The 14,749-nt window shown below is 67.3% G+C and carries 12 protein-coding genes; 5 read left to right on the top strand and 7 right to left on the bottom strand.

Annotated features, from left to right (window positions below; all coding sequences use genetic code 11):
• The first annotated feature begins 252 nt into the window (after nt 1-252).
• The 3 genes from CF70_RS19650 to CF70_RS19660 all read left to right on the top strand — a co-directional run bounded on the left by CF70_RS19650 (nt 253) and on the right by CF70_RS19660 (nt 3,314).
• Nucleotides 253-1,182: a Bug family tripartite tricarboxylate transporter substrate binding protein gene (locus CF70_RS19650; RefSeq protein ID WP_051648679.1), complete on the top strand. Its 930-nt coding sequence runs from the start codon at nt 253-255 to the stop codon at nt 1,180-1,182.
• A 96-nt stretch (nt 1,183-1,278) separates the two neighbouring features.
• Nucleotides 1,279-2,478 (top strand): CaiB/BaiF CoA transferase family protein, encoded by a 1,200-nt coding sequence (locus CF70_RS19655; protein ID WP_035868222.1) that lies wholly within the window; start codon nt 1,279-1,281, stop codon nt 2,476-2,478.
• Nucleotides 2,475-3,314, top strand: coding sequence for a citryl-CoA lyase (locus tag CF70_RS19660; RefSeq protein ID WP_035868224.1), 840 nt, complete (start codon nt 2,475-2,477; stop codon nt 3,312-3,314). Before CF70_RS19655 ends, CF70_RS19660 begins: the two co-directional genes overlap by 4 nt.
• A gap of 9 nt (nt 3,315-3,323) precedes the next feature.
• On the opposite strand, the gene CF70_RS19665 is transcribed toward CF70_RS19660, so the two are convergent.
• From CF70_RS19665 to CF70_RS37000, 7 genes are all read right to left on the bottom strand, one after another.
• The gene (locus CF70_RS19665) at nt 3,324-4,553 is read right to left on the bottom strand and encodes a GGDEF domain-containing protein (RefSeq protein WP_035868227.1); all 1,230 of its coding nucleotides are present in this window, start codon (nt 4,551-4,553) and stop codon (nt 3,324-3,326) included.
• A gap of 276 nt (nt 4,554-4,829) precedes the next feature.
• A complete protein-coding gene (locus CF70_RS19670) occupies nt 4,830-5,558 on the bottom strand; it encodes an IclR family transcriptional regulator (protein ID WP_035868229.1) in 729 nt (242 codons plus the stop codon).
• Between the two features lie 101 nt (nt 5,559-5,659).
• The gene (locus CF70_RS19675) at nt 5,660-7,273 is read right to left on the bottom strand and encodes an FAD-binding oxidoreductase (RefSeq protein WP_035868232.1); all 1,614 of its coding nucleotides are present in this window, start codon (nt 7,271-7,273) and stop codon (nt 5,660-5,662) included.
• 21 nt (nt 7,274-7,294) lie between these two features.
• Nucleotides 7,295-7,762 (bottom strand): hypothetical protein, encoded by a 468-nt coding sequence (locus CF70_RS19680; protein ID WP_035868234.1) that lies wholly within the window; start codon nt 7,760-7,762, stop codon nt 7,295-7,297.
• Between the two features lie 236 nt (nt 7,763-7,998).
• Entirely contained in the window at nt 7,999-8,781 is a 783-nt protein-coding gene (locus tag CF70_RS19685; protein ID WP_035868239.1) for an anti-sigma factor family protein, read from the bottom strand.
• On the bottom strand, nt 8,778-9,317 hold the full coding sequence (locus CF70_RS19690) for a sigma-70 family RNA polymerase sigma factor (RefSeq protein WP_035868241.1): 540 nt from the start codon (nt 9,315-9,317) through the stop codon (nt 8,778-8,780). Before CF70_RS19690 ends, CF70_RS19685 begins: the two co-directional genes overlap by 4 nt.
• 46 nt (nt 9,318-9,363) lie before the next feature.
• Complete coding sequence (locus tag CF70_RS37000) at nt 9,364-9,519, bottom strand: hypothetical protein (protein WP_200876776.1); 156 nt, start codon at nt 9,517-9,519, stop codon at nt 9,364-9,366.
• A 754-nt stretch (nt 9,520-10,273) separates the two neighbouring features.
• Here CF70_RS37000 and CF70_RS19700 point away from each other — a divergent pair.
• Both CF70_RS19700 and CF70_RS19705 read left to right on the top strand, forming a co-directional pair.
• Nucleotides 10,274-11,524 carry an efflux RND transporter periplasmic adaptor subunit gene (locus tag CF70_RS19700; RefSeq protein ID WP_035868246.1) on the top strand — a complete coding sequence of 417 codons (1,251 nt, stop codon included), beginning with the start codon at nt 10,274-10,276 and terminating at the stop codon, nt 11,522-11,524.
• Between the two features lie 15 nt (nt 11,525-11,539).
• Nucleotides 11,540-14,749, top strand: a complete 3,210-nt coding sequence (locus tag CF70_RS19705) for an efflux RND transporter permease subunit (protein WP_035868251.1) — start codon at nt 11,540-11,542, stop codon at nt 14,747-14,749.

The raw sequence follows: 14,749 nt of genomic DNA on the forward strand, positions 1-14,749 counted from the left end.
TTCCTTTGGGTGCAAAAACCAACACCGCCAACAAAAAAGACCCCAAACCCAAAAACCACATAAAACCCCACCCTTGACAACCCTCCCCACCCCTCCTATCCTCTCGATAAAATTCCCTAAGTAAGACCATCGTTCTATTCTACAGAACAACAAAAATCACCCAACGGTGCAGAGCACCACCCAAGAAAGGAGACAAAATTGATCCTCTTCCCCTCCCCCATCCGTGCCCTGCTCCTCCTCGCCATCCCCGCCATGCTAACCACCGCCGCCACCCCTGCGGCAGCAGACAGCTACCCAAGCCAACCCGTACGCCTGGTAGTACCCTTCCCCCCCGCCGGCGGCACCGACGTCATGGCCCGGCTGGTGTTCAACAAGGTAGGCATGTCCACCCACTGGAACGTGGTGGTGGAAAACCGCGCCGGAGCAGGCGGCAATATCGGCATGGACGCGGTAGCCAAAGCCCGTCCGGACGGCTACACGCTGGGCATGGGCCAGACCGCCAACCTGGCGATCAATCCCACCCTGTATCCCAAGATGCCCTACGACGCGATCAAGGATTTCACGCCAGTGGCGCTGGTATCCGCGCAGCCGCTGGTGCTGATCGTGCGCAAGGATGCGCCATACAAGAACGTGGCTGACCTCGTTGCCGCTGGCAAGGGCAAGCAGCTCTCGATGGCCTCGGCCGGCACCGGCACCGTGGGCCACCTCACCGGCGAGATGTTTGCCCGCCGCACCGGCATCAAGATGTTGCATGTGCCGTACAAGGGAGCCTCCCCGGCACTGACCGACCTGCTGGGCGGCCAGACCGATTTCTACTTCGCCACGCCGCCTATCGCGCTGCCCATGATAAAGGCCGGCAAGCTGCGCGCCCTGGCGGTGACTTCGGCCAAGCGCCTGCCGCTTCTGGCCGACGTGCCCACCGTGATCGAAGGCGGCTACGCCGGCTTCCAGGCGGAAGACTGGAAGGCGCTGGTGGCGCCGGCCGGCACGCCGGCGGATGTGGTCAAGCGCGTCAACGAGGAAATCAACAAGGCCATCACCCAGCCCGACACCATCGCCAAGATGCGCGAGGAAGGCAGCGAGCCGCGCGGCGGCAGCCCTGCCGACCTGGCCGCGTTCATGAAGGCGGAAAACACCCGTTGGGGCACCATCGTGCGCCAGTCCGGCGCCAAGGTAGAGTAAAGCCTCCCGGTCTTTACCGCCCCGACCGCTCCGCACCCCGGGGCCGGCTTCGCTGCCACGAAGCCGGCCCCGGCACTGATACCTGGAATCCGCGCCATGCAAAAACCGCTACGCCATATCCGCGTCCTCGATCTCACCAATGTGCTGGCTGGCCCTTTCTGCTGCCACCAGCTGGCCCATATGGGCGCTGAAGTCATCAAGGTGGAAACGCCGGGCACCGGCGACCTCGCCCGCCAGCTCGGCGCCGACGCCGAACTCAACCGCCGGCTGATGGGCGTGTCCTTCCTGGCGCAGAACCCCGGCAAGCGCTCCATTACCGTCAACCTCAAGCACGCGCGCGGCAAGGAAGTGTTTCGCAAGCTGGTGGAGAGCGCCGACGTGCTGGTGGAGAACTTCCGCCCCGGCGTGATGGACCGGCTGGGGCTGGGCTTCGACGCGCTCAAGCTGATCAATCCCAAGCTGATCTACTGCGCGATCTCCGGCTTCGGGCAGGACGGCCCGCTCTCGGACCTGCCGGCGTACGACCAGATCATCCAGGGCATGTCCGGCGTGATGAGCATCACCGGCGACCCGCAGACCGCGCCTTACCGCGTGGGATATCCGGTCTCGGACACCATCGGCGGCATCACCGCAGCCTTTGCCGTGGCCGCCGCGCTGGCCGACCACCAGCGTACCGAGGGCTATTTCATCGATGTGTCGATGCTCGAGGCCACCCTCGCCACCATGGGCTGGGTGGTCTCCAACTACCTGATCGCCGGCAAGACTCCGGCGCCGATGGGCAACGAGAACATGACGGCCAGCCCGTCGGGGGCCTTCCACACCGGCGAGGGCCTGATCAATATCGCCGCCAACAAGCAGGAACAGTTTGAAGCGGTATGCCGCGTGGTGGGCCGCCCGGAACTCGCCACCGACGCGCGCTTCGCGGAACGCCAGGCACGGCTGGCCAACCGCGCCGAGCTGACGCGCGAGCTCGAAGCCGAGCTGGCGAAGAAGTCCGCCGACGCATGGTGGCAGTTGTTCAACGAGGCCGGCGTGCCGGCCGGCCCGGTCTACAGCGTGCCGCAAACGCTGGACCACCCGCAGGTCAGCGGGCGCGGCATGATCGGCGACTTTGCCGACGTGCCCGGCGTGGGCCGCGATATCCGGCTGGTGCGCACGGGCTTCAAGCTTAACGGCGAAGCGCCGTCGGTCGATACGCCGCCGCCGGAACTCGGCCAGCACACCCGCGAAATCCTCGCCCAGCTCGGCTATGGCGAGGCTGACATCGAAACCCTGCAACAGGAGCGTGCCGTATGAGCGAACCCATCAACGAAGGCCAGCGGCTGTCCCAGGACTGGTGGCGCACCGAAATCATCGACATGCAGCCCGGCGAGATCCGCTACCGCGGCTATCCCATCGAGCAACTGATCGGGCAGGTGTCGTTCGCGCAGATGATCTGGCTGATGCTGCGGGGCGATCTGCCGGGCCGCGGTCAGGGCGAATTGCTGGATGCCGCGCTGATGTCGGCGGTGGACCACGGCCCGCAGGCGCCCAGCATCGCCATCGCACGCATGGCTGCCACTTGTGGTGTGGGGCTGAACAACGCCATGGCGTCGGCCGTCAACGTGCTGGGCGACGTGCACGGCGGCGCCGGCGAGCAGGCGGTGGAGTTGTACCAGGATGTGGCGCGGCGCGTCGACGGCGGCCAGACGCAAGAAGAAGCGGTCAAGGGGGCGCTGGCGGATTACCGCGACAACCATGGCAAGTTCGTGTCCGGCTTCGGCCACCGCTTCCATCCGCTGGACCCCCGCGCCCCGCGCCTGCTGGCACTGGTGGACAAGGCCGCGGCCGAAGACGTGGTTTCGGGCCGCTTCGCCGGCATCGCGCGTGCGGTGGAGACCGAACTGGGCGCCGGCCGCAGCAAGCCCATCCCCATGAATATCGACGGCGCCACGGCCGTGATCTATGCCGAACTGGGTTTCCCTGCCCCCCTGGCGCGCGGGCTGTTCTGCCTGTCGCGCTCCGTCGGCATCCTGGCCCACGCATGGGAGCAAACCCAGCAAGGCGGCCGCAACAAGGGCCCCATCCCGCGCCAGTACATCTGGACCTATGACGGCCATCCGCCGCGGGATGTGCCGCCCGCGCAGGACTGAGCGGAAAAACTACCGGATCGGCGCGTGGACGGAATCGCCCACGTCGCCAGGTACCGGCCGCGTGGCCGGCGCCATCCAGGACGCCAGCGCATAGCGGTCCCGGCCGAACTCCTTGGCCGCGTAGAGGGCACGGTCGGCCGCCGCGAACAACGCGCGCCACAGCCCGTCCACCCCCGCCGCCCCGCCCCGCAGTTCGGCCACGCCGATGCTTACGCTGGCGAAGGCGGTCCCGTCGCCGGGCAGCGGGATGGCACGCACTTTCTTCAGGATGCGGTTGGCCAGCGTCGTGGCCTGGACTTCATCGGTATGCGGGCAGAGGATGCAGAACTCCTCGCCGCCGTAGCGGCCGGCCACATCGGAGGCACGCCGCGAATTGTCGATGGCCTCCGCAATCAGCTTGAGCACGCTGTCGCCGGCATGGTGGCCGTTACGGTCGTTGACCTGCTTGAAATGATCGACGTCGATCACCAGGCACGACAAGGGCTGGCCGTGGCGCTCCCATGCCGCTACCAGGCTGGTAGCCGCCTTGTCGAGCGCGCCGCGGTTGAGCAGGCGCGTCAGCGCGTCCAGCCGGGCGCCGTCTTCCTTGGCGGCGATAACCTGCTCCATCGCCATCAGCGTGAAGCCGAACAACCCCAGCAAGGTAGCCACAAGCGGCGTCAGCAGCAGGAATGCGTCCGCACTGCTGGCGTAGAACGGGCCCGAGGCCACCATGCCGTTCACACCGGCGGCGAAGCCGGCCAGTTGCGTCGTCAGGTGCATCAGGCTGGCGACCACCACCAGCGGCGTGCCGATGCTGCGCCGGCCCCCGTGGGCGCACAGCAGCGTGCCGGCAGTCAGCGCAGCCACCAGGGCCAGGCAGCCATAGCCGATCACGTGCATGCGCGCCTGGCTGTTGGCCATGCCGGCGACCCCGAGCAGCGCCAGTCCGGCCACCGACACGCCCACTGCCAGCGAGCGGTCCCACGAGACCAGGCCGCAGTAGATCCGCACGCCGCGGTAGATCAGCAGCCTGCCGGCGATAAACGTCGCCGCGCCCGCGGCGCTGACGTAAACCAGGCGCGCCGACGCATTGGCGGCCAGCACCAGTCCGGCCGCCGACACCAGCAGGTGCCCCCATGCCCACAGGCGCCCGGCGGCACTGGGACGCAAGGCCGCCAGGAGGCCCGCCGAAATGGCCAGCGCGCTGGCGTACACAACCACCATGACGACGACGATCGTTTGCTGGTCTAACTGCACGGGATTCCTTTGAAGATACCGTGTTGCCGGTGACGTTGACGGGAAGGTGGGGGGCGGGGGCGGGGGCGGCCCGGATACCGGGTCAATTTCGCAAAAGCGCATGATAACGTCATGGGGCCCCACCGGGCACCCCCGACAAGCCGGGCATGGTTGTCCCTGACAAACATCGTTGGTTTCCTGTCAGGTTCAGACGGAGGAAGTGACGCAGCACTAACAGCGAACCGGCGTGCGACCGGCGACCGTGGCAAGCGCCAGCGAGGCCTGGATCCCCGGGTATCAGACAGGAAACGGGAAGGTGCCCCCCAGCGCCACAGTCAGGTCACGCGCCGCAAGCAGCACATGCGGGCGAAACGCCTCGTCAAAGCGCGGCGTGGGGCAAGTCAGCGTCAGCGCGCCCTTGAGCTGGCCGTCCGGACCGAACACGGGCGATGACACGCCGGCAATGTCCGGGATCCGGTCGCCAACCAGCGCGGCAACGCCCTCTTCCCGGATCTTCTGGTAGATCTCTCCGCGTGCGCCGCTGAATGCGCGCAGCACACGGCCGCCGGCGCCGCGGTTGCGCGGCAGCAGTTCGCCCGCCTTGGCGTGGTCGCGCACCGGCTGCGGCGAATCGACACGGTACAGGCACAGGCGATGCTCGCCCTGCTCGACGTGAAAGGCGGCGCTCTCGCGCGTGGCCTGCACCAGCTGGCGCAGCACGGGCATCACCACCATCTCCAGCGAGAAGGAGGCGGAATACACCGAGTGCAGGCGAGCCACTTCGGGACCCAGCCCATAGCGGCCATCGGTATGACGCAGGATCAGCCGGGCATGTTCGAGCGACGCCAGCAAGCGCAGCAGCGTGCTTTTGTAGAGGCCGGTACGCTGTGCCAGTTCGACCAGGCTCAGCGTGGTGTCGCCAAGATGAAACGCGCAGAGCACATAGAGGGCCCGGTCCACGGCTACGGCGCCGCCTTCCGCGGCATGCTTGTCGGCTTCGGATAACTGGGCAGCTTTACGTGGCATGTATGTAGAAACAGGAAACAGGGCTGGGAAGCTTGAAAGGCGCAGGCGAAGGAACGGCATTCCCGCACACAGTTCCACGGTATAGAACGGTACCGGCCTTGTCAATTGTCCCCGCCACCCTGCGCGCGGGGACGCCGCCCGCGTGGCCAGATGCCCTGCTTCCCCGGCGCCAGCATGCCCGTCGGGTCGAGCGCATCCTTGACCCGCTCGACCAGCCGCAGCATGGCATGCCCGTTGAAATCCTGCTGTGCCGCCACGCGGTCCATCAGGTCCAGATGGGCGCGGTACAGGCCGTAGCCTGCGGCGCCCAGTTCGCCCGCCAGCCGGTGCGCAAGCGCGCGCGCCTGGCTGCGCTGCTGCGGGTCGGCACGATCGAAGATGGCGGCGAAGATGTGATGCAGGCACCGTGGCGCCGCGGTGAAGCCACCGTAGTAGTCGAAGCCGTGCGCCGCCGCGCGATCGCGCACCAGCAGGTATTGCCGCATGGCATCGGCACCGGTGGCCGGGCACAGTGGCGAGATATCGAGGTGCGCGCCGTCGCCGCCGCACCACGCCAGCATGCGCATGGCCGACAAGCCGGGCACGCCAAGCAGGCCCAGCGCGCCTGCACTGTCCGGCGGCGCGCTGGCCACGCCGGCGGCGTCGTACGGCCAGGCCCGCAGGCGCGCGCCGGGAATCGCGCCGAATGCCTTGCGCGCGATGCGCCAGCGCGCCTGCACCAGCGCGGCCGGTCCGTACAGGCCGAAACGCAGGTTCCACCAGCCGATGTCCAGCTTGCGGATCATGGCTTGCAGCGCTGTTGCCGGCATGGGGCCGGCACCGTCATACCAGTCGCTGCGCGCCGACACGCCGGCGGCCCAGCGCACGGCACTTTCGATCACGGCCGGCCCGTGCACGACCTCGGCCAGCCGCAGCGGGCGCAGCGTGTCGACTACCGTCTCCAGGTCGGATTCGCGGGCAAAGCTGGCCTGGCACAGCAAAACCGTCTCCGGCGCGGGCATCAGCCAGATGCCCATCTTGGTGACAATGCCGAGATTGGATTGCATGAACAGGCCATCGATGCCGGGGCCATAGCCGTCCCGGTGCAATTGCCAGGCCGTGCCGCCGGACAGCGCGCCCATGCCGGTGCGCACGATCTCCCCGCTGGCCAGCACCACTTCCATGCCGCACTGCATGGCGGCGTGATCGCCATAGGGCGTGACGCCAAACCCGCGCTCCAGCGTATTGCCGATCACGCTGCCCCAGCCGACCGCCGGCGGATCGATCCACAGCGCAATGCCTTCGCGGCGCAAATGCGCGTGGAGATCGAAATAGCTGACGCCCGGCTCCACCAGCGCATAGGCCAGCGCCGGGTTCACTTCGAGAATACGGTTCATGCGCCGCAGGTCGAGCACCAGTGTGCCGCGCTGCCGCGGCGCGGCGCCGCCGTAGCCCAGGTTGCGGCCAATGGAAACCGGCCAGAGCGCAAGGCGCGCGGCGCTTGCCACGCGCAGCGCGTCCTGCACCTGGGCGACACTGGCCGGCAGCAGCACGGCGGAAGGGGCGAAGGCCCCCGGATCTTCATCGGGCAGTGGCGAGTAGGGATCGCGATAGGCGGCGAGGTCGGAGGGCGCGGACAATACCGCGCCCTCCCCGAGCACCGAGGCGAAATCATCCAGGGCCCGCGCAAACCGCGCCGCGGAACAGTCCGGCGGAAGCACCTGTTTCGCATTCACGTCCGGCGCCGGCCTCCCTCCTCAATGGTGGTGGCCACCGCCACCGCCGCCCCCATGAAATCCACCCTGGAATCCACCGCGGGACCCGCCCTGGAACCCACCGCGCATGCCGCCATGGAAGCCGCCCCCCGCGTGCGCGAAGGACATGTGGTGCATATGGTGAAAGTGATGAAAGCGGTCAACGAAGATAAAGCTCGCGCCAAAGCCGACACCGACCGGCGCCCAGTACCACGGATCGACGTAGTAAGCCGGCTGCGTATAGATCATGGTGCCGCCGGAGCTTTCCACCATCTGCCAGGAACCGTCCGGCTGCAGGCAGGCCAGCCCGACCACTTGCTGCAGGTAGCCATCGATCTCCACCTGTCCCGCCATCTGCTGGCAGGGCGACGAATAGCCGTTCCATGCGTCAGCGGCCATCTGCGCTGCGGCCGGCACGCTCAAGCCGAGGCCGGCAAGCAACGCCGCCACGGCACCCAGAGCTTTTCCCATGATGTCATCCCAGGGAACGAACGCCCGACGTTTGCGACATACCAGGACAACGCGCAAGGCACATCCAGCGGCACATCGGTTTGCCTGCAGGACCCGCTGGCGCGGCTGGCGCACGCACCTGCGCGCCTGCATTACGTAAACGGATTGGCGCCCCCGTTTATTCCCTCGTTTATTCCCTCGTTTATTCCCCCGTTCATGCCACGCTGCCTGACGTCGTCAAAACGCGCCGCGGACCGCTATCGCCACGCCTCCGGATGCCCTCCCAGGCTGGCGCAGACATCGCCGGCGATGGCGCGCAGGCGAGCTTCGCCCAGCTGGCCTGACAGCGCATAGCCGGCCCCGCCCCCGGCCCAGTAATAGGTGCGGCGGTCCGCCTGGCGCAGCAGGCCGAGCGAGGCCGAAGCCGGCGCGGCCGGCGTGATATACAGCGTGAGCCGCTCGCCAGCCGCGTTCTGGTACATCAGTTGCGCAGCCGGGCCGGCGTCGCCCACAAGCAGCCGGCCACCCAGCAGCGCGAATCCGTATTCGTCCAGCGACGGGATGGTCAGCGTGCGCGCGAGCCGGCGCGACAGCCAGGCCTGCAAGTGTGGCTGGTCGGCAGCCGCCACCTCGACCGGATGGCGCTGTTCGGGCGCGAACACCGCGTAGGCGGCATCGGCGTGGCGCGCGAACTCGCGGGGATCGGCGCTCGCACCGGGAAGCCAGGCCAGGCCAAGGGCCAGTGCCATTCCGGCCAGCGCCCAGCCCAGCGCGGCAAGGGCACGGCGCCACCAGCGCGGCTGCGCCCTGACCAGCACATAACGCAGGTTGGCTGGCAGCGGAAACAAGGCCTTGAGCGCGGCATTCTGCTGGCGATAGCGCTCCGCCAGCATTGCCGCCTGCGCGTCATGCGCCAGCGCCGCGCGGGCGGCCGCCGCTTCGGACTCCGGCAGTTCGCCGTCCACCAGCGCGCACAAGCGCGCTATCGCCTCGATATCCGGTGCGGGTTGGCTGGAGCCAGTTTCCCGATCGTCGTTCATGGCGTATTTCTCACCACCCTGAGCGGCACGTGCCGCTCGCTGTTTCCACCTGTGCCACCGGTGCCATCGCCAAGCCACGCGCGCAAGTGCTCCCGCGCCCGCGCCAGGCGCGACATCACGGTGCCAGGCGGCACCTGTAATACCGCGGCGGCCTCCTGGTAGCTCAAGCCCTCCAGCACGATCAGCAGCAGCACTTCACGCTGCTCTGCCGGCAGCCGGTACAGCGCGCGTTGCACATCGCGCAGCAAGAGCCCGTCGATTTCGCCTGCCGGGGCCTCCTGCCGCTGCCACAGCGGGTCGGCCTCGTCCACGGCCACTTCGCGGCGGTGGCGCAACTGATCGATATAGAGATTGCGCAGCACGGTCAGCATCCAGGCCCTGACGTTGCTGCCCGCGCGCAGGCGGCTGCCCTGGGCGATCGCGCGCTCCGCGGTGTCCTGCACCAGGTCGTCCGCCCACGCGGCGTCGCCGGTAAGGGCGCGCGCATAGCGCCGCAGTTGCGGAAGCCAGACCGCTATGTCATCGCCAAAGCTCACAGCTGACAACACATGGGGCACGCATCCCGATGCATCCGCGCGGATCTCAGTACCCGCCGCCGCCCATGCCGCCGGTGCCGCTCGTGCTACGGCTGCCGTCGCGCGAGGCCGATGACTGGCCGGACCCGCCGCCATCCGAAGAGCAGGCCGCCACCGCCATCAACGCCAGCAGCAATGCCGAAACCAGTCGGAGCGCTTTCATGTTGGTCTCCTTGGTGGCAGGCCACGCGGCGGCGGCATCGGCCGATGCCGCATGCGCCACGTCCGGCTGCGCGCATGCCGCCGCCGGTCCTGCCCAACGGGTAAACGCATGGCGCCCCGGTTTTATTCCACCGCAGGGGGGTGCCTCGCTGTCCGCCGCCGCAATCGCGGCGTATCGCCGACTTCCGCGCCAGGCTCGTGCGGCCCGCGATACTTCGCGACGTTCCTTGCATTGTCATGCAAGTGATCTAGAGTGATGTGATGCGCCATTTCGCCCCGCCGTTTCGCCCCACTCTGCCCTGCTGTGACGGTAAATAATCAGTCACGGCGCTTCACGGCATGACGGCATGACGTCACGATGAAGTGATCGAGCAATGGCTGGATTGAGTGCACTGACACAGGCTCGCATTCAGTTTGCGGAAATCACCTTCCTCCACCTCGTTCGCCCTGCCATTTCCCATGGCCAGGTCAGGCATCAACGCTCTCACGGCCTTTCCCGCGCGCCGTGCGAGGCTTCCGGCCATCGCCGCCGCCCTGATCGCGGCCACGACCGATAGCCGAACCTTCAACGATGGCCTTGCGCGGCGCAAAGCCGGAATGGCTGCCGCCTTGCTTCCCCGGCGCCGGCCGGCGCCCCGCCGCGCCGCATCCGTCACCGGGCCGTCAAGCCGCCCCGCCGGCCCGGTCCGGCGGGCATCCGGCGCATGCGTGTTTTCGTGTCTCCAGTCCCCTACCACCGATTCCGAGGTTCTTTCATGCGCATCGAGCGGGTTCCATTTCGCCATATCAGTGCCGCGACGATTGCCGTAGTGCTTGCCGCGTGCGGACAGAAACCTGCTGCGCCGCCGCCCCCGCCGCTGGAAGTCGGCGTCGTCACCGTCAAGCCGGCCACCGTGCCTGTCACGACCGAATTGCCCGGCCGCACCAGCGCGTTCCTGGTGGCGCAAGTGCGCGCGCGGGTCGATGGCATCGTGCAGCGCCGCGAATTCACCGAGGGCTCCGACGTCAAGACCGGACAGCGCCTCTACAAGATCGACCCGACGCCCTACATTGCCGCGCTCAACAATGCCAAGGCAGCGCTGGCGAAGGCGCAGGCCAACGTCGGCACGCAGCAAGCGCTGGTCCAGCGCTACAAGATACTGGTCGGGGCAAACGCCGTGAGCAAGCAGGACTACGACAACGCCGTTGCCGCGCTGGGCCAGGCGGTGGCCGACGTGGCAGCTGGCAAGGCTGGCGTGGAAACGGCGCAGATCAACCTGGGCTACACCGATGTCGTCTCGCCGATCACCGGGCGCAGCGGCGTGTCGCAGGTCACGCCGGGCGCCTACGTGCAGGCCAGCCAGGCCACCCTGCTGACCACCGTGCAGCAAATGGACCCCATCTACGTCAACCTGACGCAATCGAGCGTGGAAGGCCTGCGGCTGCGCCGCCAGATCCTGGAAGGCCGGCTGCAGACCAGCGGCGCCAACGCCGCCAAGGTCACGCTGCTGCTCGAAGACGGCCGCACTTACCCGCAGACCGGCCGGATCCAGTTCACCGACGTGAGCGTCGACCAGGGCACGGGCTCCGTCACGGTGCGCGCGATCTTCCCCAACCAGGACCGGGTGCTGCTGCCGGGCATGTTCGTGCGCGCGCGCATCGACGAAGGCATGAACGACAAGGCCATCGTCGTGCCCCAGATCGGCGTCACGCATGACCAGAAGGGGCAGCCTGTGGTGCTCGTCGTCGGCCAGGACAACAAGGTGGCGCAACGCCAGATCGTCACTTCGGGCACGTTCGGCAATGGCTGGGTGGTGGACAGCGGGCTGCAACCGGGCGATCGCGTGATCGTGAACGGCGTGGAAAAGGCAAAACCCGGCATGACGGTCAAGCCGGTCGAGGCCCAGGTGCCGGCGCAGCCGGCCTCCGGCGCGCAGGCAACACCCCCCGCGAGCGCGCCTGCGGCATCGGCGACAGCGGCGCCATCGTCGGCGCCATCCCCGTCATCCACCCCGGCCGCGCAATAAAAGGGAGCCGCCTTCATGGCAAAGTTCTTTATCGACCGGCCGATCTTTGCGTGGGTGATCGCCATCATCCTGATGCTGGCCGGCCTGGCCTCCACCGCCACGCTGCCGGTTGCCCAGTACCCGACGATTGCCCCGCCCGCCGTCCAGATCAGCGCCACCTATCCCGGCGCTTCCGCAAAAACCGTTGAAGATACCGTTACCCAGGTGATCGAGCAGCAGATGAGCGGCCTCGATCACCTGCTCTACCTGTCCTCCACCAGCGACGACTCCGGCACGGCCACCATCACGCTGACCTTCGCGGCAGGCACCAATCCGGACATTGCGCAGGTCCAGGTACAGAACAAGCTGCAGCTCGCGACGCCGCTCTTGCCGCAGGCCGTGCAGCAACTGGGCACCAAGGTCACGAAATCGAGCAGCAGCTTCCTGCTGATCCTCGCCTTTGTGTCGAAGGACGGCAGCATGGGCCGCTATGACCTCGCCAACTACGTGGCGTCGAAGGTGCTGGACCCGGTCAGCCGGATCGACGGCGTCGGTACGGTGACGCTGTTCGGCACGCAGTACGCGATGCGCATCTGGCTGGACGCGACCAAGCTGAACAACTACAGCCTGACGCCGATCGACGTCAAGAACGCGGTCGCGGCGCAGAACGTGCAGGTGGCCGGCGGCAGCCTGGGCGGCACGCCGTCGGTGCCGGGACAGATGCTGCAGGCCACCATCACGGAAGCCACGCTGCTGCAAACCCCTGCGCAGTTCGGCAATATCCTGCTGAAAGTCAATACCGACGGCTCGCAGGTGCGCCTGAAGGATGTGGCGCGGATCGATCTTGGCGGCGAGAACTACAACTTCGACACCAAGTACAACGGCCAGCCGACCGCGGCTTTCGGCATCCAGCTCGCCACCGGCGCCAACGCGCTCAGCACGGCAAAGGCGGTACGCGCCAAGATGGCCGAGCTGCTGCGGTACGCGCCGCAGGGCGTGGTGGTGGAGTATCCGTACGACATCACGCCGTTCATCACGCTGTCGATCGAGGAAGTGATCAAGACCCTGATCGAAGGCATCGTGCTGGTGTTCCTGGTCATGTACCTGTTCCTGCAGAACCTGCGCGCCACGCTGATCCCGACGATCGCGGTGCCGGTGGTGCTGCTGGGGACGTTCGCGGTGATGTCGGTGGTGGGGTTTTCGATCAACACGCTGTCGATGTTCGGCATGGTACTGGCCATCGGCCTGCTGGTGGACGATGCGATCGTGGTGGTGGAGAACGTCGAGCGGGTCATGGCCGAGGAAGGCCTGTCGCCGCGCGACGCGACGCGCAAGGCCATGGAGCAGATCACCGGCGCGCTGGTCGGCGTGGCCCTGGTGCTGTCGGCGGTGTTCGTGCCGGTGGCGTTCTCCGGCGGCTCGGTGGGCGCGATCTACCGGCAGTTCTCGCTGACCATCGTCGCCGCCATGGTGCTGTCCGTGATGGTGGCGCTGATCCTGACGCCGGCGTTGTGCGCGACCATGCTCGAGCCGATCCCGAAGGGCCATCACGACGAAAAGACCGGCTTCTTCGGCTGGTTCAACCGTACGTTCGCGACGAGCCAGCAGAAATACCGTGGCGGCGTGGTGCACGTGATCCGGCGCTCCGGCCGCTGGCTGATCATCTACCTGGTGGTGATCCTGATCGTGGGCTTCCTGTTCGTGCGGCTGCCCAAGGCGTTCCTGCCGGAAGAAGACCAGGGCACGATGTTCGTGCTGGTGCAGGCGCCCGTGGGCTCCACGCAGGAGCGCACCGCCAAGGTGCTGCTGGATGTGCAGCAGTACCTGCTGAACAGCGAGAAAGACGCGGTCGAGGCGGTGCTGACGGTGAACGGCTTCAGCTTTGCCGGCCGGGGGCAGAACTCCGGCCTGGTGTTCGTGCGGCTGAAGGACTTCAAGCAGCGCGAGTCCGCGGACCTTAAAGCCCCCGCCCTGGTCAAGCGGATCTTCGGACATTTCGCCGGGTACAAGGACGCCAACGTGTTCCCGTTGAATCCGCCGTCGATCCCGGAACTCGGCACGGCCGCGGGTTTCGACTTCGAGTTGCAGGATCGCGCCGGCCTGGGCCACGAGAAGCTGATGCAGGCGCGCAATATGCTGCTCGGCATGGCGGCGCAGGATCCGATGCTCGCGCAGGTCCGCCCGAACGGCCTGAACGACACACCGCAGTTCAAGGTCAACATCGACCGCGAAAAAGCCAATGCACTCGGTGTCAGCGCCGCGGACATCGACCAGACTTTCTCCGCGGCATGGGCTTCGCTGTACATCAACAACTTCCTCGACACCGACAACCGGATCAAGAAGGTCTACGTGCAGGGAGAGCCGAGATTCCGCATGAATCCCGAGGACCTGAACGCCTGGTACGTGCGCAACGCCTCCGGCGGCATGGTGCCGTTCGCGGCATTCGGTTCAGGGGCCTGGATCTATGGATCTCCCAAGCTGGAACGCTTCAACGGCATTCCGGCGACCGAGATCCAGGGCGCGGCCGCCTCCGGCAAATCCACCGGCCAGGCGATGAACGCCATGGAAGCCATCGCCGCCAAACTGCCGCCCGGCATCGGCTACGAATGGACGGGCCTGTCGTACCAGGAGCGCCAGTCCGGTTCGCAGGCGCCGATCCTCTATGGCATTTCGATCCTGTTCGTGTTCCTGTGCCTGGCCGCGCTGTATGAAAGCTGGTCGATCCCGTTCTCCGTGATCATGGTCGTGCCGCTCGGCGTCCTGGGCGCGCTGCTGGCGGCCACCCTGCGCGGGCTGGAGAACGACGTGTTCTTCCAGGTCGGCCTGCTGACCACGGTGGGCCTGTCGGCCAAGAACGCCATCCTGATCGTGGAATTCGCCCGCGACCTGCGCGACCAGGGCATGAGCACCATCAATGCAGCGGTGGAGGCCTCCCGCCTGCGCCTGCGCCCGATCCTGATGACATCGCTCGCCTTCATCCTTGGCGTGATGCCGCTTGCGCTCAGCAACGGCGCGGGCTCGGGCAGCCAGCATGCGATCGGCACCGGCGTGATCGGCGGGATGCTGACGGCGACCTTCCTGGCCATCTTCATGATCCCGATGTTCTTCGTCGTGATCGGCAAGTTCAGCAAGACCAAGGCAGCGCCGGGGACGCCTCCCCCGCCATCGCCGCCTTCCGGCCAGCCTGGCCAGCCGGACCAGCCGGACAGCAACGGCGACGCCGGCATGCACAGGGAAGGACACTGA

Source organism: Cupriavidus sp. SK-3 (genome assembly GCF_000611145.1).
Classification (GTDB): Bacteria; Pseudomonadota; Gammaproteobacteria; order Burkholderiales; family Burkholderiaceae; genus Cupriavidus.